This window comes from Flavobacterium cellulosilyticum (assembly GCF_004349355.1).
In the GTDB taxonomy this organism is placed as follows: domain Bacteria; phylum Bacteroidota; class Bacteroidia; order Flavobacteriales; family Flavobacteriaceae; genus Flavobacterium; species Flavobacterium cellulosilyticum.
In genome coordinates this window covers 148,118-170,277 of sequence record NZ_SMFK01000004.1, presented here as the reverse complement: position 1 = coordinate 170,277, position 22,160 = coordinate 148,118, and the positions used below count along the sequence as shown (strand labels likewise).

The 22,160-nt window shown below is 32.7% G+C and carries 19 protein-coding genes and 2 tRNA genes; 10 read left to right on the top strand and 11 right to left on the bottom strand.

Going from position 1 to position 22,160, the window contains the following annotated elements:
- Positions 1-219: 219 nt before the first annotated feature.
- From E0F76_RS09015 to proS, 6 genes are all read right to left on the bottom strand, one after another.
- Positions 220-909 carry an ABC transporter ATP-binding protein gene (locus tag E0F76_RS09015; protein ID WP_132004491.1) on the bottom strand — a complete coding sequence of 230 codons (690 nt, stop codon included), beginning with the start codon at positions 907-909 and terminating at the stop codon, positions 220-222.
- 356 nt (positions 910-1,265) lie between these two features.
- Positions 1,266-1,931, bottom strand: a complete 666-nt coding sequence (locus E0F76_RS09010) for a beta/alpha barrel domain-containing protein (RefSeq protein ID WP_132004488.1) — start codon at positions 1,929-1,931, stop codon at positions 1,266-1,268.
- Positions 1,932-2,551: 620 nt separating this feature from the next.
- Positions 2,552-2,803, bottom strand: coding sequence for a 30S ribosomal protein S20 (gene rpsT, locus E0F76_RS09005; protein ID WP_132004485.1), 252 nt, complete (start codon positions 2,801-2,803; stop codon positions 2,552-2,554).
- Between the two features lie 132 nt (positions 2,804-2,935).
- Positions 2,936-3,007, bottom strand: a tRNA-Glu gene (locus tag E0F76_RS09000).
- A 46-nt stretch (positions 3,008-3,053) separates the two neighbouring features.
- A tRNA-Glu gene (locus E0F76_RS08995) sits at positions 3,054-3,125 on the bottom strand.
- Positions 3,126-3,203: 78 nt separating this feature from the next.
- Positions 3,204-4,682: a proline--tRNA ligase gene (proS, locus tag E0F76_RS08990; RefSeq protein ID WP_132004482.1), complete on the bottom strand. Its 1,479-nt coding sequence runs from the start codon at positions 4,680-4,682 to the stop codon at positions 3,204-3,206.
- Positions 4,683-4,783: 101 nt separating this feature from the next.
- Here proS and E0F76_RS08985 point away from each other — a divergent pair, with 101 nt between their 5' ends.
- The 6 genes from E0F76_RS08985 to can (E0F76_RS08960) all read left to right on the top strand — a co-directional run bounded on the left by E0F76_RS08985 (position 4,784) and on the right by can (E0F76_RS08960) (position 11,031).
- Positions 4,784-5,743: a hypothetical protein gene (locus E0F76_RS08985; RefSeq protein WP_132004479.1), complete on the top strand. Its 960-nt coding sequence runs from the start codon at positions 4,784-4,786 to the stop codon at positions 5,741-5,743.
- A 48-nt stretch (positions 5,744-5,791) separates the two neighbouring features.
- Positions 5,792-7,345, top strand: coding sequence for an OmpP1/FadL family transporter (locus E0F76_RS08980; RefSeq protein WP_132004476.1), 1,554 nt, complete (start codon positions 5,792-5,794; stop codon positions 7,343-7,345).
- Between the two features lie 239 nt (positions 7,346-7,584).
- On the top strand, positions 7,585-8,886 hold the full coding sequence (gene rimO / locus E0F76_RS08975) for a 30S ribosomal protein S12 methylthiotransferase RimO (protein WP_132004473.1): 1,302 nt from the start codon (positions 7,585-7,587) through the stop codon (positions 8,884-8,886).
- Positions 8,887-8,910: 24 nt separating this feature from the next.
- Complete coding sequence (locus tag E0F76_RS08970) at positions 8,911-9,393, top strand: hypothetical protein (RefSeq protein WP_132004470.1); 483 nt, start codon at positions 8,911-8,913, stop codon at positions 9,391-9,393.
- A 44-nt stretch (positions 9,394-9,437) separates the two neighbouring features.
- Positions 9,438-10,343: an N-acetylmuramoyl-L-alanine amidase gene (locus E0F76_RS08965; protein WP_132004762.1), complete on the top strand. Its 906-nt coding sequence runs from the start codon at positions 9,438-9,440 to the stop codon at positions 10,341-10,343.
- A 52-nt stretch (positions 10,344-10,395) separates the two neighbouring features.
- Positions 10,396-11,031: a carbonate dehydratase gene (gene can / locus E0F76_RS08960; protein WP_132004467.1), complete on the top strand. Its 636-nt coding sequence runs from the start codon at positions 10,396-10,398 to the stop codon at positions 11,029-11,031.
- Positions 11,032-11,138: 107 nt separating this feature from the next.
- Here the strand turns inward: can (E0F76_RS08960) and E0F76_RS08955 are convergent, their stop codons facing one another.
- On the bottom strand, positions 11,139-12,179 hold the full coding sequence (locus E0F76_RS08955) for a porin (protein ID WP_132004464.1): 1,041 nt from the start codon (positions 12,177-12,179) through the stop codon (positions 11,139-11,141).
- A 616-nt stretch (positions 12,180-12,795) separates the two neighbouring features.
- On the opposite strand from E0F76_RS08955, the gene E0F76_RS08950 reads away from it, so the two are divergent.
- The 4 genes from E0F76_RS08950 (at position 12,796) to E0F76_RS08935 (ending at position 16,303) form a co-directional block, all read left to right on the top strand.
- On the top strand, positions 12,796-13,077 hold the full coding sequence (locus tag E0F76_RS08950) for a hypothetical protein (RefSeq protein ID WP_132004461.1): 282 nt from the start codon (positions 12,796-12,798) through the stop codon (positions 13,075-13,077).
- Positions 13,078-13,164: 87 nt separating this feature from the next.
- Complete coding sequence (locus E0F76_RS08945) at positions 13,165-14,823, top strand: SulP family inorganic anion transporter (protein WP_132004458.1); 1,659 nt, start codon at positions 13,165-13,167, stop codon at positions 14,821-14,823.
- Between the two features lie 72 nt (positions 14,824-14,895).
- Positions 14,896-15,531: a carbonate dehydratase gene (can, locus tag E0F76_RS08940; RefSeq protein WP_132004455.1), complete on the top strand. Its 636-nt coding sequence runs from the start codon at positions 14,896-14,898 to the stop codon at positions 15,529-15,531.
- A gap of 322 nt (positions 15,532-15,853) precedes the next feature.
- On the top strand, positions 15,854-16,303 hold the full coding sequence (locus E0F76_RS08935; RefSeq protein ID WP_132004452.1) for a GNAT family N-acetyltransferase: 450 nt from the start codon (positions 15,854-15,856) through the stop codon (positions 16,301-16,303).
- A 38-nt stretch (positions 16,304-16,341) separates the two neighbouring features.
- On the opposite strand, the gene E0F76_RS08930 is transcribed toward E0F76_RS08935, so the two are convergent.
- The 4 genes from E0F76_RS08930 to E0F76_RS08915 all read right to left on the bottom strand — a co-directional run bounded on the left by E0F76_RS08930 (position 16,342) and on the right by E0F76_RS08915 (position 22,113).
- Positions 16,342-17,883 carry an acyl-CoA carboxylase subunit beta gene (locus tag E0F76_RS08930; RefSeq protein ID WP_132004449.1) on the bottom strand — a complete coding sequence of 514 codons (1,542 nt, stop codon included), beginning with the start codon at positions 17,881-17,883 and terminating at the stop codon, positions 16,342-16,344.
- A 3-nt stretch (positions 17,884-17,886) separates the two neighbouring features.
- Positions 17,887-19,329: an acetyl-CoA carboxylase biotin carboxylase subunit gene (locus E0F76_RS08925; RefSeq protein WP_132004446.1), complete on the bottom strand. Its 1,443-nt coding sequence runs from the start codon at positions 19,327-19,329 to the stop codon at positions 17,887-17,889.
- Positions 19,330-19,333: 4 nt separating this feature from the next.
- On the bottom strand, positions 19,334-19,819 hold the full coding sequence (locus E0F76_RS08920) for an acetyl-CoA carboxylase biotin carboxyl carrier protein subunit (protein ID WP_132004443.1): 486 nt from the start codon (positions 19,817-19,819) through the stop codon (positions 19,334-19,336).
- Positions 19,820-19,917: 98 nt separating this feature from the next.
- A complete protein-coding gene (locus E0F76_RS08915; RefSeq protein ID WP_132004440.1) occupies positions 19,918-22,113 on the bottom strand; it encodes a B12-binding domain-containing radical SAM protein in 2,196 nt (731 codons plus the stop codon).
- Between the last annotated feature and the right edge of the window lie 47 nt (positions 22,114-22,160).

The following is a 22,160-nucleotide window of genomic DNA, read 5'->3' as shown; positions in this document are numbered from 1 at the left end:
TCCAATGCCAAAAATTATTTTAGATTGTAATATAAAGGTTCTGGATTGAAGTTATACATGCAACTTTTGTTTTAACACCTATATTTGAATGAATTCATTTGCCTATAAATACAAACGAATTGTATAGAAGGAATAATTTTCGATAAGAATAAAATAATATCAGATTTAGAAATTAAATGAATGCAGTCGTAACTTATTTTTTTTTTGCATAGCACTTTACTACCCACTAATTTGTCCGTCAACCATCACTAATTTTCTGTCAGCCATATTAGCGAGTTCTTCATTATGAGTTACAATCACAAAGGTTTGTCCAAATTCATCTCTTAATTTAAAAAATAATTGATGTAAAATTTCGGCTGAATGAGTATCCAGATTTCCCGAAGGCTCATCGGCAAATATGACAGCTGGCTTGTTAATCAATGCTCTTGCAACAGCTACACGTTGTTGTTCTCCACCAGAAAGTTCGTTTGGTTTATGATTTAAACGGTGCGAAAGTCCAAGGTAATCTAATAATCTTTTAGCTTCGACTTCAGTTTCATTTCGAGATTTATTAGCAATATAAGCAGGAATACAAACATTTTCTAAAGCAGTGAATTCAGGTAATAATTGATGAAATTGAAAAATAAAACCTAAATTCAGATTTCTAAATTTAGACATTGTTTTGTCATTCATCGTCAAAATATCTTGATTATTGATACGTAATTCTATTCCATTAACTTGATTTATCTCTCCATCCCTAGATTCAGAACTTGATTTATCTAATGTACCTAGGATTTGCAAAAGTGTCGTTTTTCCTGCCCCAGAAGCTCCAACTATTGAAACGATTTCTCCTTTTTGAATGTGTAAATCAACTCCTTTAAGAACGTGAAGTTGGTCGTAATATTTATGTATATTTTTTGCTTGTATCATGAATGGGAACTGTTTTTACAAAGAAACAAAGATTTTTGATGATTCCTAAAATTATCTTTTGTCTTTGAATTAATAAAGTTTTTCAACACTTGAAAATTGATGCAAAAAAGTAAATTTTTCCTTTTTAAGCTAACAAATATTTATGCTTAATTTTTGTCGCTCCACAGCTTTTGGGATTGATCCATGGATCCGTAATATTTGTATGGGTACGTTAGGCAACAAAAAAAGGAGTAAACACCTTAAGGCTATTTACTCCTTTTTATATCATTTATAAGAGGATATTTTAAGTGATCTCCCATAAGGCGGATGCTTATTTTAATACTACATCCATATATACTTTTCAAAACGGATAACAACTACCTCCTTTTTATTCTATTTACAATATCTAAGGTTTGTTTTGTTAATGATTCTATCCCCAAATAATCATTTCTTTCCATCAAGTCTTTAGTAATTAGATCACCACCTAACACTAATGCACTTGCGCCACTTTTAAACCAACTATCCAAATTTTCCTCCCTTACTTCTACACCGCCAGTAGGCATAAACAACAAATTTGGAAATATTTCTTTCATAGCCGTTAGGTATGTAGGCCCCAATAAACTTCCAGGATAAAGTTTTACCAATTGAGCGCCCAAATTATCTGCACGGATAAACTCAGTTGCAGTCAAACAAGCCGGCACCCAAAGCAAATCGTTTAGATTCGCCAATTTAGCAATAGCTTTTATTACGCCAGGGCTAGCAATAAAATCGGCTCCCAAATTAATAAATTCAGTTGCCTCTATCTTATTTCTAATCGTACCAGCACCCAAAAGTAATCCAGGCAATTCTTTATCCGCAAATTTTCGCAGTTGCAAAAAATTATCTAATGCCGTTTCGCTCCGATTTGAGTATTCTAGTACGCGAATACCTGAATTGTACAATGCTTTCATTATTTGCAAACTCTCGTCTGCATCTTCATGAAAAAAAAGAGGCAAAATACCTTGTTCAACAATTTGATTTAATGTCTTTTTCTTTCTGTCCATAATATTTAATTATTAATTACATTAATTAAACTATTTTTTATTGTTAACCTTCAGGGTTTATAACACGGTTGCCAATAATAAAATCAGCATAGAATTGAAACAGATCATTAATTTTTATGTTTAAATATTTAGTTATCACGCATAGTTTTTAGCAATATAAATCCGCTGATAACTATGTACTATTTTTACTAAAACTCAATACTACGCACAAATGATAAAAAGCGTAATTACAATCAAAACTATTGCCAGAGATTTCAATTAAACATTTTTTGCTCTAACACAAATGTTTTTTGAATTGGATCAATCCACTTAATAATAAGACACCAAAATAGTAATCTATTTCAATTTCATTTGAAAGACGATTTAATCCCTTTTCATTTAATTAAAGCGTTCAGGAGTCAGTTTAGAGAGCTTTGTAAAATTGATTTTTTTATTTTTAGATTATCCAAACTTATTATCAAATCTCCATCATTCGAACTTGATTCGCAGTTTCATGAGAAAGAACGTGTTAGCCAACATAAATATACGAAAAAAGGAGTAAAAACCAGATGGTTTTTACTCCTTTTTTAAGAAAGAACTTTTTAGTGTCCTCGATTATTTTTTATAATAGAAAACTAATATTACAATTTAGCTACTTGCTTTGTCAATTTAGATTTCAAATTAGATGCTTTATTATCATGAATGATATTTTTCTTAGCTAATTTATCAATCATAGATATTACACTTGATAATTTAGAAGTAGCATCTACTTTATCAGTTGCAATTCTTAATGCTTTGATTGCATTACGAGTAGTTTTATGTTGGTATCTGTTTAAAACTCTTCTTTTCTCGTTACTTCTAATTCTCTTTAATGCTGACTTATGATTTGCCATTTTATTATTTTTTTATCTTTATTATTTCTTTTTTGTAGTCCGTAAGGGAATCGAAATCTTGTTACCCTATCCCCTAGAAGTACGAACCAGTATCTTCTAAGTTTTATCAATCTAATCAAAAATTGAAATTTGTAGCCCGTAGCGGAATCGAACCGCTCTTACATGGATGAAAACCATGCGTCCTAACCGATAGACGAACGGGCCATTTTCCCTCTAAGTTCGGGATAACTTTAACTTGCATAAAAAATAGTAGCCCGTAGCGGAATCGAACCGCTCTTACATGGATGAAAACCATGCGTCCTAACCGATAGACGAACGGGCCCTGCTTCTCTAATGCGGATGCAAAAATACAACTATTTTTGAGACCTACAATAGTAGATATAAAAAAAGTTGTTTTTTTTTAATATGCTTTTGCAAATAACACCCTTCCAACTGACGCAGCTCCCGAAAACACACAGCTTCCTGCCTCTTCTAGCCTATCCAAAGGTATACATCGTATTGTTGCTTTCGTTAAATCTTTAATTTTTTCTTCAGTAGCTGCGGTACCATCCCAATGTGCTGAAACAAAGCCTCCTTCGGTATTTAAAACCGATTTAAACTCATCAAAATCATTAACTTCGGTTATATGAGTATTTCGATAATTTAAAGCTTTATCAAATAAATCTTGTTGAATTTGCGCTAACAATTCACTAATGTAAGTTATAATTCCGTCTTTAGAAACCACTTCTTTTGTCAAAGTATCTCTTCTAGCTACTTCAAAAGTTCCATTTTCTAAATCTTTTGGTCCAACTGCTATACGAACTGGCACTCCTTTTAATTCCCATTCAGCAAATTTGAATCCTGGTTTTTGAGTAGTTCTATTATCATATTTAACTGAAATATTCAATTTTTTAAATGTTTTTATTAAAACATCCACTTCGTTTGTAATTGCTTCTAATTGTTCATTCGTTTTATGAATAGGAACAATTACCACTTGAATTGGCGCTAAATTTGGAGGTAAAACCAATCCTTGATCATCAGAATGAGTCATCACTAAAGCCCCCATCAAACGAGTAGACACTCCCCAAGAAGTTCCCCAAACATATTCTTGTTTCCCTTCGGAATTTGCAAATTTTACATCAAATGCTTTTGCGAAATTTTGACCCAAAAAGTGCGACGTTCCTGCTTGAAGCGCTTTTCCATCTTGCATCAAGGCTTCAATACAATAAGTTTCTTCTGCACCAGCGAATCGCTCCGTTTCGGTTTTTAAACCTTTTATAACTGGCATTGCCATAAAGTTTTCGGCAAATTCAGCATACACATGCATCATTTTTTCGGACTCCTCAATTGCTTCCGCTTTTGTTGCGTGTGCTGTATGTCCTTCTTGCCATAAAAACTCTGCAGTTCTTAAAAACAAACGCGTTCTCATTTCCCAACGAACTACATTTGCCCATTGATTAATAAGCAATGGTAAATCTCTATAGGATTGCACCCATCCTTTATAAGTTGACCAAATAATAGCTTCACTTGTAGGACGGACAATTAATTCCTCTTCGAGTTTTGCATTTGGATCAACAATTAACTTCCCTGGATTATCAGGATCATTTTTTAACCTGTAATGAGTCACAATGGCACATTCTTTGGCAAAACCTTCCGCATTTTTCTCTTCGGCTTCAAACATACTTTTTGGAACAAATAAAGGAAAGTAGGCATTTTCATGTCCTGTTTCTTTAAACATTCTATCTAATTCTGCTTGCATTTTTTCCCAAATTGCATATCCGTATGGCTTGATAACCATACATCCTCTAACTCCTGAATTTTCAGCTAAATCGGCTTTCACAACCAGTTCATTATACCATTTTGAATAATCTTCTGTTCTTGTAGTAAGGTTCTTGCTCATATTGAATAATTTGGCATAAATTTTGTTCTTATAATTTTAACTAAATAGTTCCGCAAAACTAACTATTTTTGTAATGACCAACAATAAAAAACCTTATTGATATGAAAACTAATATTTATTTATCGCGACAAACTTCAATAGCACTACTAATTGGATTTATTAGTATCCTTCTATCATCATGTGGTTCTTATCAAAACAGTTCCTATTATGACAGCGATGGCATATACGGAAATAGCCCAAATGAAGTTCAAAAAAACTCAAGAATTCAAAACAATTCAAGTAATCAGTACAAAGAGTATTTTAGTTCTTTACAAAATGAAAATTTATCTAATGATAGTTTTACTGATGTAAATAATTATAATAATCAAAACTATTCTGACGAGAACAGTTATCAAGACTACCCTGCTTGGGGCAACAATCCAAGTTCAACATCAGTTTACATCTATTCTAATCCTTGGAACATGTCAAGTGCTTATGGATTTGGGTTTAATTACCCTTATTATGGCTATGGATTTAATAACTATCCCTATTATAGTTATGGATGGGGTTATCCAAGTTATGGCTGGAACTATCCAGGTTATTACTGGGGGTATTCGAATTACGGATGGGGCTATCCAAGCTATGGATATGGCTATTCAAATTATAGATACGGTTATCCAAGTTACGGAAACAACTACCAACACTCCTACAGTCCAGGTCGAAGAGGCGCATCCAATTCAAATGGCGTAAGCAGCAGTAGATATTCTCAAAACGGAATTTATTCAAATGGAGGAACCAATTATTCAACCTCTAGAAGAAGTAGTACAAACGACAGTTCAAATAGAACCAACGCTACTTATTCAACAAGAAATAATTCTCAAACTCAAAGCAACTCTGCTAATTCCAATGTCAGAACAAGATCAAATACAAGCTCTGACAATCGTAGAAACGATAGCTACACCCCATCAAGATCTTATGATAATTCCAGTTCTAGTAGCTCTAATTCAAGTAGCGGAAGATCATCCAGTAGCGGATCCTCAAGTGGTGGAGGTGGTAGATCCTCAGGCGGAGGTAGAAGATAATTAATACTGCAATAACTAAAATAAAACACAAACTAACTTGTTCTAAAGATGAAAAAATACATATTCCTATTGATTGCTGGTTTCACAATAAGTGTTTCTCAATCACAAGAAATTTCAGATGCAATTCGATATTCTCAAGATAATTTGAACGGTACGGCACGTTTTAGAGCTATGAGCGGTGCCTTTGGAGCCCTCGGAGGAGACTTATCGTCCTTAAATGTTAATCCAGCAGGTTCTTCTGTATTTAACAACAACCAAATTACCGCTACCTTAAGTAACTTTAATGTTAAAAATAATTCTAATTATTTCAACACAGCAACCTCTACAACTGACAATTCATTCGATTTGAATCAAACTGGTGGCGTGTTTGTCTTTAAAAATCAGAATCAAAATAGTGATTGGAAGAAGTTTTCAATAGCAATCAATTACGAAAACACAAATAATTTTAATAACTCCGTTTTTTCTGCCGGAGTAAATCCAACAAAATCTGTTGATAGTTATTTCTTGAGTTATGCAAATGCCAATCCGCAACAAAATCAACTTGGCATACCATTAGGAACAATTCGGAATAACAATTATGCAGATCTTAATTTTGCAGATCAACAAGCTTTTTTAGGATACGAAGGCTATATTATAAATGCAATCCCTTTAGCCTCAGATCCTTCAAATGATAAAAACCCAGACATAAGATCATACTCTTCTAATATTACTCCTGGCGTGAATTACTATCAAGAAAACAGCATCATGACTAATGGATATAACGGAAAATTATCTTTTAATGCAGCCACTTCATTTCAAGATAAATTATATTTTGGACTAAACTTAAATGCTCATTTTTTAGATTACAACAAATCTTCCAGTTTCTATGAAAGCAACAGCAATGCCTTGAGTAATTCAGATTACACAGTAAAAAGACTTCGTTTTGACAATCAATTATACACTTATGGCTCTGGTTTTTCTTTTCAATTAGGAGCTATTGCAAAAGTTTCTACTGAAATAAGATTGGGATTAGCCTATGAATCTTCTACTTGGTATAAATTGAATGATGAATTCACACAAAAGTTAGTTTCCGTAAGTGCCAATACTGGCGGGGAATTACCTTCAGACGTGGTAAATCCTAAAATTACAAATTATTATGAACTCTATAAATTACAAACACCAAGTAAAATAACAGGAAGTTTTGCTTATATTTTTGGAAAATCAGGGTTAATAAGTGTTGATTATTCAATAAAAGATTATGGCAGCACCAAATTTACTCCAGAAAACGACACTTATTTCAAAAGTTTAAATAATCAAATGAGTAGCACCCTTACAAATACAGGTGAATTACGAATTGGTGCTGAGTATAAAATAAAACAATGGAGTTTAAGAGGTGGGTATCGGTATGAAGAAAGTCCCTATAAAAATGCAACAACTATTGGCAATTTAAAAGGCTATTCTGGTGGTTTTGGATATAATTTCGGTTCTACCAAAGTAGATTTGGCCTATTCTTATGCACAAAGAAATTCCCAACAAGGATATTTTAGCCAAGGATTAACAGATGGTGCTAAAATTAACACAATAAACAATAACGTTTCTATGACATTGCTGTTTGAATTATAAAACTCCTACTAATTACTTAACCGTATAAATGCATAAAAACCATTTCTAAATTGAAATGGTTTTTATTTTAACACCTATTGTATAGCCCAGAAATAGCTGTTCATAAAAAAATCGTCAGGAAAATAAAACAAAACATCTCTTAAATCGCACCAAATGATGTTTAAAAAATAAAGTTTTATGCTTCTTAAAATAAAAATTGTAATTTTGCAAAATTCCTAAAATATCAGGATTTTAAATATATGAGAACCAAATCTTTAAAAAAAAATAAAATTAACGTAATTACTCTTGGATGTTCTAAAAATGTCTATGACAGCGAAGTGCTTATGGGCCAACTTAAAGCGAGCGGAAAAGACGTTGTACACGAACAAGAAGGAAACATTGTTGTTATTAACACTTGTGGATTTATAGATAATGCTAAGGCCGAATCTGTTAATACGATTTTGGAATATGCTGATAAAAAAGAAAGAGGTTTGGTTGACAAAGTTTTCGTTACAGGATGCTTATCCGAACGTTACAGACCTGATTTAGAAAAAGAAATTCCAAATGTAGACCAGTTTTTTGGAACAACTGAACTTCCTGCATTGTTAAAAGCTTTAGGAGCAGACTACAAACATGAATTACTTGGTGAAAGAATTACTACCACTCCAAAAAATTACGCTTACTTAAAAATTGCCGAAGGATGTGATAGACCTTGTAGTTTTTGTGCTATTCCAATTATGCGTGGAAAGCACGTTTCACAAACTATCGAAAAATTAGTAAAAGAATCCGAGGGTTTGGCTAGAAACGGTGTAAAAGAATTGATTCTAATTGCACAGGATTTGACTTACTACGGATTGGATATTTACAAAAAACGAAATCTTGCTGAATTATTAGAAGCTTTAGTTAAAGTAGAAGGAATTGAGTGGATTCGTTTGCATTACGCGTTCCCTACAGGTTTCCCGATGGATGTTTTAGATTTAATGAAACGCGAACCTAAGATTTGTAATTATATTGATATTCCATTACAACACATTTCAGATTCCATTTTGAAATCGATGAAACGTGGAACTACAAAAGCTAAAACAACTAAATTACTAAAAGAATTCCGTACGGCAGTTCCTGGAATGACTATTAGAACCACATTAATAGTAGGTTATCCTGGCGAAACTCAGGAAGACTTCGAAATAATGAGAGATTGGGTACAGGAAATGAAATTTGAACGTTTGGGTTGTTTTACCTATTCACATGAAGAAAACACAAGCGCGTATGATTTAGTTGATGATGTTCCTGAAGAAGTAAAACAAAATCGTGCCAATGAGATAATGGAAATCCAGTCTCAGATATCATGGGATTTGAATCAAGAAAAAATTGGACAAACATTCCGCTGTATTATTGATAGAAAAGAAGGTGAACATTTTGTTGGAAGAACTGAATTCGACAGTCCTGATGTTGATAATGAGGTACTTATAGATGCTTCAAAACATTATGTGAAAACAGGTGAATTTGTAATGGTAAAAATTACTGATGCAACAGAGTTTGATTTATATGCAGAACCAATTTAATTATAAACTTTAAAAATACTACACATGAATAGTAAACAAACATTTCTAGTATTTATATTATTTTTATTATCGATCACATCAATCAGTGCCCAATACGGTAATAACGGATATGGCGGCAATGGCTATGGCAGAAACGGCTATAATAACAGCATGAGTCAAATGAACCAAAGCCAGCCTGAAAAACCAAAAGAAATTCCTACTGAAGTAACCGTTCAAAAAGTTATGGACATAATGAAACCCGCAATTAATCTTGATGCACTCCAAGTAATTGCTATTTCGAATGTAATATCAGAAAGCATGCGAGAACAATCAATTTTATTAAAACAAAATTACAATCAGGAAGATCAAGAGAAAAATTTTAAGGCACTTTCAGAAACAACTGACAGAAATATCAATCAATTTTTAAACCCTGATCAAAAAGAAAAATATCTCGCTTTTAAGGAAGACATGAAAAATCCAAAAAAATTAAAAGAAAAAAGATCAAAATCTAAAGAAAAAAAGGACTAATCTACTTCTTCTACATCATTAAAAAATTAAAAATTGTGAAATATATATTTCTTAAACCTTTATTTTATTTTGTTCTGTTCGTAACAATTACATCATGTTCTACAAATCCTTATAAAAAAAGCGAGAAAATTTATGAGTCAAATTTAAATACACTGCAACAAACTATATCAGAGAAAGTACCTAGTGATCTAAAAGATGTCGTTATCCCGGAATCAACATACAATGAGTTGTACTTTAGACAATTAAAAACCTTCAAAGATACCTTATCAAAAATAGGGTCACAAACTTTAGTAAATGGAATTAATACCGAGTGGATTGGAACAGTTAATTTTAATTTAAGAAAACCAAATTTCATTATCATTCATCATACTGCACAAGATTCTTTAGGACAGACCATAAAAACATTTACATTACCTGCAACCCAAGTAAGTGCACATTATGTAATTGCTAAAGATGGTAAAGTAGTACATATGCTAAATGACTTTCTCCGCGCATGGCATGCTGGAAACGGAACATGGGGAAAAAATACTGATATTAATTCCGCTTCAATTGGGATAGAATTAGACAATAACGGATACGAAGCCTTTTCGGACAACCAAATAATAAGTCTTATAGCCTTATTAACAAAACTTAAAAAAGATTACAATATCCCCACTCAAAACATTATAGGTCATTCAGATATTGCACCAACTAGAAAAAAAGACCCAAGTGCTTTTTTTCCTTGGAAACTTTTAGCATTGAATGGATTTGGCGTTTGGCCCGATGAAATATTAGAACCAGCTCCAGTTAACTTTAATTTTGAACAAGGCCTAAGAATTATAGGATATAGTACAACAAATTTACCAGCAACTATTTTAGCTTTTAAGCTTCATTTTATTCAAACAGAAGTTGATTCTATTTTAGATTCAAAAACAATTAATACAATTTACAACATATATAAAAAACAGTAAAATGCCGGATCAATCATTTTAAATTCATTTCAACCTAAACTTTAATAAAATTATGAGTGATTTCTATAAAAGAATTCTTGAAAATAATAAGACATGGGTAGAAAATAATTTAGCAAACGATCCTCACTTTTTTGAATCATTAGCTAAAGGCCAAACTCCACCTTTATTGTGGATTGGTTGTTCAGACAGCAGAGTTCCTGCCAATGAACTTATTGGAGCAAAACCAGGCGAAGTATTTGTGCATAGAAACATTGCCAATATGGTAGTGCATACCGATATGAACATGTTAAGTGTGTTGGATTATGCTGTAAATATTCTAAAAGTGAAACACGTTATTGTTTGTGGACATTATGGCTGTGGCGGAGTACATGCTGCTATGAAAAACGATTCAATAGGTATTATTGATAATTGGATTCGTCATATCAAAGATGTTTACAGAATGCATCAAAAGGAATTAGACAGCATAACTGATGAGAAGGAGCGTTTCAATGCTTTTGTAGAAATCAATGTAAAAGAACAGGTTTTCGACCTATCTAAAACATCAATTGTGCAATCAGCTTGGAAAAGTGGCCAAGACTTAACTATTCACGGCTGGGTATATGGTTTAAATTCAGGATTTGTAACCGATTTAGAAGTAAACATTAGCTCCAATACTGATTTAGATGAAGTTTACCAACTAAAGTTTTAAGAAAATTTAAACTCAAATATTCTCAAAAATAAAAACTACCAAAATCTCTAGAGAAATTGGTAGTTTTTATTTAGAACACTTGTTAAATTAACTGACTTTTTTAGGCATTAGAATCCATAAACCATAGCCAAAGAAACTTGTGAAGCAGATTTAGTAGGAATCATATTAGAATCTAAAAACATTTTATCCTTACCACTATCTAATCTAAATTCAGGTATAAAAGTTAACCCACCAGATTTCAAGTTAGCTGATAAAGTTAAAGCTGTAACTGAAGTATCTCCTGAGTTTTCTTTATATTTAAAGTATTCACCACGTAAACCTAAACCAAAGTTTTCAGTAACAGCGTAAGATGGGTATAAAGCTATACCAGTATATCCAACTTTATCTCCATTTGAAAAATCAGCTGTGTTCAATCCTAACAAAAATTCATCAGTAAGTTGAAATGTTGCAGTTAGGTCAACAATTGTTCCACTTACAGAACCATCCATGAAGTTAAGATAAGCACTAATTCCTTCTGTAGGAGTCAAAGACAATTGGGCTCCAAAAGCATTTAATCCTTTTATCGGATCTGCATTATAAGAATTCCAAGAATCATTAAACATCCCTACCATTAAACCAACTTTATCCGATACCGCATAGTTCGCTTTTACTCCAGCATTTTGGAATGGACCGTTTGTAAATAAATAAGAAGTAGAATAGTGGAAATTAGCCAATGGAGAAATTACCTCATATCCAATAAAGGTACCCATATAACCAGCTGTAAAACTTAATTTATCAGTAGCTGCATAAGTAGCATATAGGTTTTGAATATGGAAAGAATTATACCCATTCCCTTCATTATAAGTGTTATCTGAATTAGGAATTGATTGAAATTGACCTCTTGGTCCAAAAGAAATTTCACCTACAAAAGAGGCTTTTCCTGTGGTTTTCTTTAATGCAATATCTAACATCCCTAAAGATACTGAGTTTTGATCAGTAGCAAAACTTGTTCCAATATTTGGCAACTTAGCAAAATCATATTTATAATAAACATCGGCAGACCCTGAAATCTCTAATGGTGTTGATGCTGGAGCAGTTTCTGCAGCGTCTTGAGCAAATGCAATACTTCCCGTTAGCGATAAAGCTAAAATAAAAATTACTTTTTTCATGTTTAATCAAATTTAGTTATTAATTGGTTTTTGTATTCTTGTTAGTATTATATTTCTACAAAATAAAAAATTCGAAATAGTGCTTTTTTAAACTTGTAAAGACATATAATCCTTCGGCGAATTTATTACCTTTTAATTTACCTGAATAATTAAAACTAACTTTTTTAACATTTTTTAGTACGAATTATCAATATGAAAAAATGAAATTAAAAAATATACAGATTACGCAAAATTAAAGCCATATTTTAAAAATACAATAATCAAATTTTTACCTTATACCCACTTTTTTAGATACTAAATTTAAAATATATTACCATTTAAAGTGTTAAAATCGATTAATTATTGCATTTAAAACAACACACCCCCTAATAAAAAAGCCTTCTATTGAAAAAATAGATAAATAACATTACACCAAAACAAGCCGTATTTTGATTAAAAACTCATAAAAAAAACCATAAAACATATTCCATGATATTCATTAGCAGAAACACCTAATTGTAAAAGTGCTTTTTACTTCTAATTATAGAAACAACTAAAAAAAATTGATATGTTAAATTAAATTTAAAATTGAGCTTGTTTTTATATTTTTAAATTTCTTAGTGCTTATCTTGCAATAATGAAATTAATTTCGAAAATATTAATCATAATTTTTATTACTTTTATTCTAACGCCTTCAGTACTTACGGTGATAGATAAAAGTAAAGACACTTCTGTTTTTTATAGTTTTTCCGAAGAAGACCTATCCAAAAAAGAATTGAAAAACTATATTTTTAATAGTTTCCATCATGAGATTTTGATTTTATCAAAAATGAATTCCAAAATTATTTTATCAGAGAATCTGTCTAAACACGAAAACATCTCTGCTACAATATTCATCCCACCTCCTGATAGAGTTTAAACATTTTACTATACTTAATCAATAAGTATATTTTTTCGCATTAACGATAAATGCGAAAGCATCTATGTTTAATTTTATTAGTTTTTTATGACAAAAAAAATAAATCTTTTTGCCAACCTTAAATCAGATTTCGCTTCTGGTTTAGTGGTTTTTTTGGTGGCTCTCCCACTATGTTTAGGCATTGCAATGGCATCGGGAGCCCCTCTTTTTTCAGGAATAATTTCAGGTGTTATCGGAGGTATTGTAGTTGGTTATTTAAGTAAATCTCACATAAGTGTTGCTGGACCTGCTGCTGGATTAACAGCTATTATCTTAACCGCAATAACGGATCTCGGTAGTTTTAATATCTTTTTAACAGCAGTGTTTATTTCAGGATTAATCCAATTAATTTTAGGCTTTTTAAAAGCCGGAACTATTTCAAACTATTTCCCATCTAATGTCATCGAAGGGATGCTGGCTGGAATTGGAATTATAATTATTTTAAAACAATTACCTCATGCTTTTGGGTATGATAGTGATTTTGAAGGAGACCAATCCTTTTTACAAGCAGACGGAAACAACACATTCGATTCTTTGCTAAACGTATTCAATTATATACAATTGGGTTCTATTATTATTACTTTGATTTCCATAGCTATATTAATTTCATGGGAAAAAGTTCCCTTTCTAAAAAAATTGAAATTAATCCCAGGAGCTCTAGTAGCGGTTGTTACTGGAATTGTATTGAATGAAATTTTTATGTCTTCCGGAAGTAATTTAGCAATCGCTAAAGAACACTTAGTATCACTACCTGTCCCTACTACTTTTGAAGAATTGAAACAAATAATTGTAACTCCAAACTTTGCAGGCATATTGAATCCTAAAGTATGGATAGTAGGTGCAACAATTGCAATTGTTGCCTCTATAGAAACCTTATTGTGTATCGAAGCTGCCGACAGAATGGATGCTCACAAAAGATACACCGATACAAACGTAGAATTAAAAGCCCAAGGTATTGGGAACATGATAAGTGCTTTAATAGGAGGATTACCAATGACATCTGTAGTTGTTAGAACATCTGCAAACAATAATGCTGGTGCTAAATCTAAAATGTCTGCAATTATTCATGGGGTATTGTTACTCATAAGTGTATTAGCCATTCCTGCAATGTTAAATAAAATACCTTTGGCTACCTTGGCAGCTATACTTCTAGTTGTTGGATACAAATTAGCCAAACCTGCAACATTTTTGCATTTTTGGAAATTTGGCAAATACCAATTCATACCTTTTATCGCGACTTTATTAGCAGTGGTTTTTACTGATTTACTAAAAGGAGTTTCACTAGGAATAGCAATTAGCATCCTATTTATTTTGAAAGGAAACATCAAAAAGGGATATTTTTTCAGAAAAGAGGAATACGAAGATGGCGATATAATACATATTGATTTAGCCCAGGAAGTTTCATTTTTGAACAAAGCTGCTATAAAACAAACATTAAACCATATTCCAGAAAACTCAAGAGTAATAATCAATGCAAAGGATACAATATATATTGCACACGATATTTTAGATTTAATCCACGAATTTAAAACCATAAAAGCAGTAGAGGACAATATAAAAGTAAAACTCAAAGGATTCAAAAAAGCGTATCAACTGGAGAATTCGGATGAATTAGCAAATCATGTCACTTTAGAACATGTTTATGATGCTGCCCAAAGAAAAATGATCGAAAAAAAAATAACAAAAGATGATTATTTCTCCAATTAACAAGTTTCAAATTGAGATATCTCAATTTTTTGATCGAGATCAAATAAAATTATTTTAACACTAAAAAAAAAGATGAGCGATTTTTATAAAAAAATACTAGACAATAATAAAAAATGGGTAGAAGAATCATTAAGCAAAGATCCTAATTATTTCGAAGATTTAGCAAAAGGTCAAACACCACCCTTATTATGGATTGGTTGTTCTGATAGCCGAGTACCTGCAAACGAAATTATTGGCACAAAACCAGGAGAAGTTTTTGTACATAGAAATATTGCAAATATGGTGGTACATTCAGATATGAATATGCTAAGTGTGTTAGATTATGCTGTGAATGTATTAAAGGTAAAACATGTTATAGTTTGCGGCCATTATGGTTGTGGAGGCGTGAAAGCAGCAATGCAAAACGATTCTATTGGTATTATAGACAACTGGATTAGACACATAAAGGATGTCTATCGATTACACCATACTTACCTAGACTCCATTATAGATGAAACTACACGATTCAATACATTTGTAGAACTTAATGTTAAGGAACAGGTTTTTGATCTCGCAAAAACTTCGATTGTGCAAGCTGCATGGAGAAACGGTCAAGACGTCTCTTTGCACGGCTGGATTTATGGACTAAACTCTGGGTTTGTAACCGATTTAAAAGTTAACATTAGTTCAAATAAAGAACTTGATAAAGTCTATCAATTAAAGTTTTAAACAACTTCATTTTAAATGGGAACTTACTCTATTAAAATATTTATTTATTCTATTTCTAAAAAGAAAACTACAGCAATATATCGCCAAGTAACTTTTCAAATTGAAGATAAACAGAAAAACGACTACATATTACGGTAAATTCTAATTTAAAACGGTAATACACTGCCAAATTAGAATCGAAAAGTAGGTTTTATGTAAAAATAAATTTAAAAATAAAGAATTTAAAAAAAGATTTTTTATATATTTAACAAATACAACAAATATTTAAAATACAAAATACTAAACCAAACGCTATTACTTTAACTTTCAAATAATTAAATATATGATAAGAAAAGCTACACTACAAGACTTGGATCAATTGACATTATTATTTGATAAATACCTCGTTTTTTACAAAAGACCATCCAATATTGAAAAACAGAAATTATTTTTAAAAGAAAGAATCGAAAACAACGAAGCTATAATTTATATCGCTTTTGACGAAAAAATAAAAGACAAAGCAATTGGATTTACTTTAATTTACATCACCTTTTCTTCTCTTTTACTAAATAAAATGATTATTCTAAATGATTTATATGTAGATTCCTCCATTCGTAAAAGTGGAGTTGGAGAAAAATTAATTCTTCAATCATTTAAATTGGCAAAGGAACTTGGAGTTGATTTAGTTCGATTACGAACTGCAAAAAACAATATAATTGCGCAATCTTTATATCTTAAAATGGGCTTCGAAAGAGATAAACTATCCTATACTTTTGACTATCTTATAAAATAATTAATTAGATTTTTTTATTAAACCCCTTATAGAATCGTCTATAAAGGAATATTGCCATGTTTTCGAATAGGAGTTACACTCACTTTATTTTCAAGCATACGGAATCCTTTTATTAGTTTTCTGCGCGTGTCTTGCGGTAAAATTACTTCATCAATAAATCCACGTTGGGTTGCATTGTAGGGATTGGCAAACAAATCAGCATATTCAGTTTCTTTTTCTAAGAGCTTGGCTGCAGGATCTTCGGCCTCACTGATTTCTTTTTTAAAGATGATTTCTGAGGCCCCTTTTGCTCCCATCACGGCAATTTCAGCTGTAGGCCAAGCATAATTTAAATCCGCACCAATGTGTTTAGAATTCATTACATCATAGGCTCCTCCATACGCTTTTCTAGTAATGACCGTAATTCTTGGCACAGTTGCTTCACTTAAAGCATATAATAATTTTGCTCCGTGAACAATGATTCCTTCCCATTCTTGATCAGTTCCTGGCAAAAAACCCGGAACATCTACCAAAACCAATAATGGTATATTGAAACAATCACAAAAACGGGTGAATCGTGCTGCTTTTTTGGAACTTTTCACATCCAATACGCCTGCTAAATAGAGTGGCTGATTAGCAATTACCCCAATACTTCTTCCAGCCAATCTTGCAAATCCAACTATAATATTTTCAGCATAATTCTTATGAATTTCAAAAAAAGAATCTTCGTCAATAATTCCTGAAATAACATCATGCATATCATACGGTTTATTCGCATTTTCAGGGATTATGGTTGCTAATTTCATTCTAATCTCCTCACCTAAAACATAAGGCAATGATAGTGGAATTTCCTTATTGCTTTGTGGCAAATAGCCTAACAAACGTTTTAAATCTTCTAAACATTCGACATCGTTTACAGAAGTAATATGAGCCACACCAGATTTAGTGGAATGCGCTTCAGCACCACCCAATTCTTCTGATGTAACGGTTTCATTGGTTACAGTTTTAACTACATTGGGTCCTGTTACGAACATATAACTACTACCTTCTACCATCATAGTAAAATCAGTCATTGCAGGTGAATAAACAGCTCCACCAGCACATGGTCCCATTATAGCTGAGATTTGCGGAATCACACCACTTGCCTGAACATTTCTGTAAAAAATATCCGCATACCCTCCCAAAGAACGAACACCTTCCTGAATTCGGGCACCACCAGAATCATTGAGTCCAATCATTGGAGCTCCCATTTTAACAGCCATTTCCATTACTTTGCAGATTTTTTCAGCATGCGTTTCAGATAAAGCGCCTCCAAAAACCGTAAAATCTTGAGCAAAAATGTAGACTAATCTACCGTTTATAGTACCATAACCTGTAATTACACCATCACCAAAATAGATTTCTTTTTCCATTCCAAAATCAGACGTACGATGCGTGACCAACATCCCGATTTCTTCAAAAGAACCTTCATCCATTAAATAATTAATGCGCTCTCTTGCTGTTAATTTCTTCTTATGGTGTTGTTTTTCGATTCTTTTTGCACCTCCGCCCAAAAGTGCCAAAGCTTTTTTTTCGTTTAATAAATTTATTTTATCCTCCATAACTTATTGTATTGGTAAACGTAAAATTTTTTGATCTTCAAAATACTGATTTAAGGCCAAAAGAGCAGCAATTTCAGCTTCTTTAGTCTTTTGAACTTTTACTATTTCTGGTGAATAGTGTTTTTTTACAAAATTGGTATCAAATTTACCAGAACGGAAAGCCTCATGTTCAAAAACAAATTTTCCAAAACCTAAGGTGGTTTCAACTCCTTCTATCTTAAAATTCTCAATGGCTTCTATCATGATTGCAATAGCTTCATCCCTTGTTGTACCGTATGCGATTAATTTAGACAACATTGGGTCATAATAAATTGGTATATCCATCCCTTGCTCAAAACCATTATCAACACGAATACCTTCTCCAACTGGCAATTGATAGACATCTAAATGTCCTACACTTGGCAAAAAATCATTCACAGTATCTTCAGCATAAACACGCAATTCGATTGCATGTCCATTTATTTGTATATCTTCTTGTCTAGTAGTTAATGCTTCACCTCTTGCTACTCGAATTTGCATTTCGACTAAGTCTAAACCTGTAATCAATTCCGTTACGGGATATTCGACCTGTAATCGAGTATTCATTTCTAAAAAATAAAAATTATTATTTTCATCGTACAAAAACTCGACCGTTCCAGCTCCAAGGTAATCACATGATTTGGCAACTAAAACAGCGGCTTCACCCATTTTTTTTCTGATTTCTGGAGTAACTATTAATGAAGGAGCTTCTTCAATAACTTTTTGATGACGCCTTTGGATACTGCATTCCCTTTCTAACAAATACAAAACGGTACCGTGAGAGTCAGCCATTATTTGAATTTCGATATGCCTTGATGACGCAATATATTTCTCTATAAAAACAGAACCATCGCCAAAGGCTGCCATAGCTTCACTGATAGCTCGATCCAATTGGGATTCGAAATCACTTTCTTTTTCAACAACTCGCATTCCTTTTCCACCACCACCTGCCGAGGCTTTTATTAATATAGGAAATCCTATAGATTTAGCCGTTTCCTTGGCTTCCTCAATATCCTGAATAGCATGATCTACACCAGGAACCATAGGAATATTGTATTTCAAAACTGCATTTTTAGCGGCAAGTTTACTCCCCATAATTCGTATGGCTTTCGATTTTGGGCCTATAAAAATGATGTTGTTTTTTTCTACTTCTTCAGCAAATTTAGCATTTTCACTTAAAAAACCATAACCGGGATGAATAGCATCCACGTTTAAGGCTTTGGCAACTTCAATAATTTTATTTCCCAATAAATACGATTGATTGGATGGAGATTCACCTATCCAAACAGCTTCGTCGGCAAATTTTACATGAGGCGCATTTCTATCGGCAGTCGAATAAATTGCAACGGTTTTAATTCCCATTTTCTGGGCAGTTTTCATTACTCTAATGGCAATTTCTCCTCTATTGGCAACTAATATTTTTTGCATACAACTATTCAAATTCAATTAATAAATCTCCTTTTATGACAGAATCTCCAACATTTACCGCGATAGATTTTATTATTCCATCACGCGGAGAATGGTAACTATTTTCCATTTTCATTGCAGTTAGAATCAAAAGAGGATCATTTTCTTTAACTGTTTGGCCAATAATCACGTTGATTTCAAGAATTAATCCAGGCATTGGTGCCTTTATGTCATTGATCTGCTTTGCCAATCCAGTTTCAAAACCCATCTCTTTTATTAATTGATCAAGAGGATCTGAAATCACAACATGATAGATGCTGCTATTTACCTTTATTGTATATTTTTTTTGATTAAAGTCTGAAACGACTATTTCAGCTTTATAAGGGAGATTTTGATGGAGAACATGAAATTGATTTATTTCAATAGGCACTGCATCTAATTGTGAGACACTATCCTTATTGAAATCAAACTCAAAAGCACCATTCACTTTTACTTTAAAATTCGCAGTCATAGTAGTAAATTTTATAGCTAAAAATAACTATAAAATTTTGATTAAATACTATATGCCTAATTATTATGTCTGAAAATTGATTTACATTTTAAAATTGATTATAAAACCAATAAGCCAAATTCCCTCAAAGTATTCACAGGTTTTGAATACCAAAACAATTCAAAATCTTCAAAATGAGTTTCAAAATCAGATTTTATTTCTTGAAAACTATAGACTTTTTCTGATGAAACAGCTATTTTACCGAGAGTTTCAGCTAACCATTCTCCTTCTTTTTCTCCAGATTGAATTGTGAAACTTTCTTTCTTATCATGAAAAGTCAAGCTCAACATTTGCCACGAATTTCCTTTTTTAGATTTAGTAAAGGCTTCCGCCAAAGGTTTCCCTCCTAACCAAACTATTTTTGCTGTTGGTTTTATATTAAAATCTGCCTCTTCATTTAGAGCGTTGGAAATATAGTCGGGATGTATTTTTGTTTTAGGAATTTTAAAGTCAAACCATTCTTGTAATTCATAATCAAAACAGATACCATGCATAAAATTAAAGAGGGATTTTTTTAGACCGAAACTAAATTTATCGTGATCAATTCCCGTTTTATCGGTAAAATTAATATCATTATTAGCAAAAGTTCCAATGATTTCGGTTTCTTTTATGGCTCCAAATTTCTCTGGAAACATCCCCACGGGACTGTGAGCTGTCATTGCAAATTGATGCCAAAAACCAGATTGCAAAACACCAACTTCAAACAATTGACGCACCATTTCCAAACTATCTACTGTTTCTTGAATAGTTTGCGTAGGATATCCGTACATCAAATAGGAATGTACCATAATTCCGGCTTCGGTGAAATTCCGAGTGACTTTTGCCACTTGTTCTACCGTTACGCCTTTATCAATTAATTGCAATAATCTGTCCGATGCTACCTCAAGACCACCAGAAACAGCGATGCAACCCGAAGCTTTTAGCAACAAACACAAATCGGCTGAGAAACTTTTTTCGAATCGAATGTTCGTCCACCACGTAACTGATAATTTCCGCCTAAGTATCTCGAGTGCTAAAGCGCGCATCAAAGCGGGTGGCGCGGCTTCATCTACATAATGAAAACCATTTTGTCCCGTTTGCGCTATCATTTCCTCCATTCGATCGCACAATAAATTGGCAGCAATGGGTTCGTAAATCTTGATATAATCTAGTGAAATATCGCAAAATGTACATTTTCCCCAATAACAACCGTGTGCCATGGTCAATTTATTCCAACGTCCGTCGCTCCACATGCGGTGCATTGGATTCACAATTTCGATAACTGAAATATATTTATCCAATAACAAATCAGAATAATCAGGAGTACCCACTTCGGATTGTTTGTAATCACTTCGAGTAGAATTGTTTTTGTAAACGACTTCTCCATTTTCGAGAAGAAATGTTCTTTTAAATTCAAAGGGTTTTTTGACCGCGTTAGAAGCGACAACATCTATAAGTAATTCTACTGGTAACTCTCCATCGTCTAAAGTAATATAATCGAAAAACTCAAAAACACGTGGATCGGAAAGCGACCGCAATTCGGTGTTGGGAAAACCTCCCCCCATTGCAATTTTGATAGTTGGATGATGCTGTTTAACCCACTGCGCGCAACGAAAAGCCGCATACAAATTCCCTGGAAAAGGAACTGAAATCAAAAATAATTCGGGTTGAATTGTTCCGATTCTTCCTTTCAAAAGCGAAAATAAAACAGCGTCTATATAAGTTGGTTCCTGTTGTAAAGCTACGTACAATTCGTCAAACGAATTCGCACTACGTCCCAAACGTTCCGCATAGCGGCTGAAACCGAAATTAGCATCGACACATTCGACAATAAAATCCGAAATATCTTCGAGGTACAAAGTCGCCAAATGTTTAGCTTTGTCCTGCGTCCCCATACTTCCAAAAGCCCAATCCAGTTCTTCGAGTTGTATGAAACGAGAAGCTTCTGGCAAGTAATCTTCTTGACAAATTTGAAGTGCCAATGTGGGATTTTTTCCTTGCAAAAAAGCAATTACCGAATCGATGGTTTTAATGTATTCTTCTTGGAGAGCAAGAATTCGTTTACAGTTGTCGGTTGTTGGTTGTTGGTTGTTGGACTGAAATAAATTGATTAAACCTTCTTTTGAAAACAATTTCAAAATCACTTCGATACCTAAATCGGCTTGAGTTGCCGAAATATTTTTGGTGTTCAAAAACCCTTTGATATAAGCGGTTGCTGGATACGGCGTATTCAGCTGGGTAAAAGGTGGCGTGATGAGAAATACTTGGGTTTTCAAATGAATTGTTTTATGCAAAAATAGGCTCAAAAAACTACTTTTAGCCT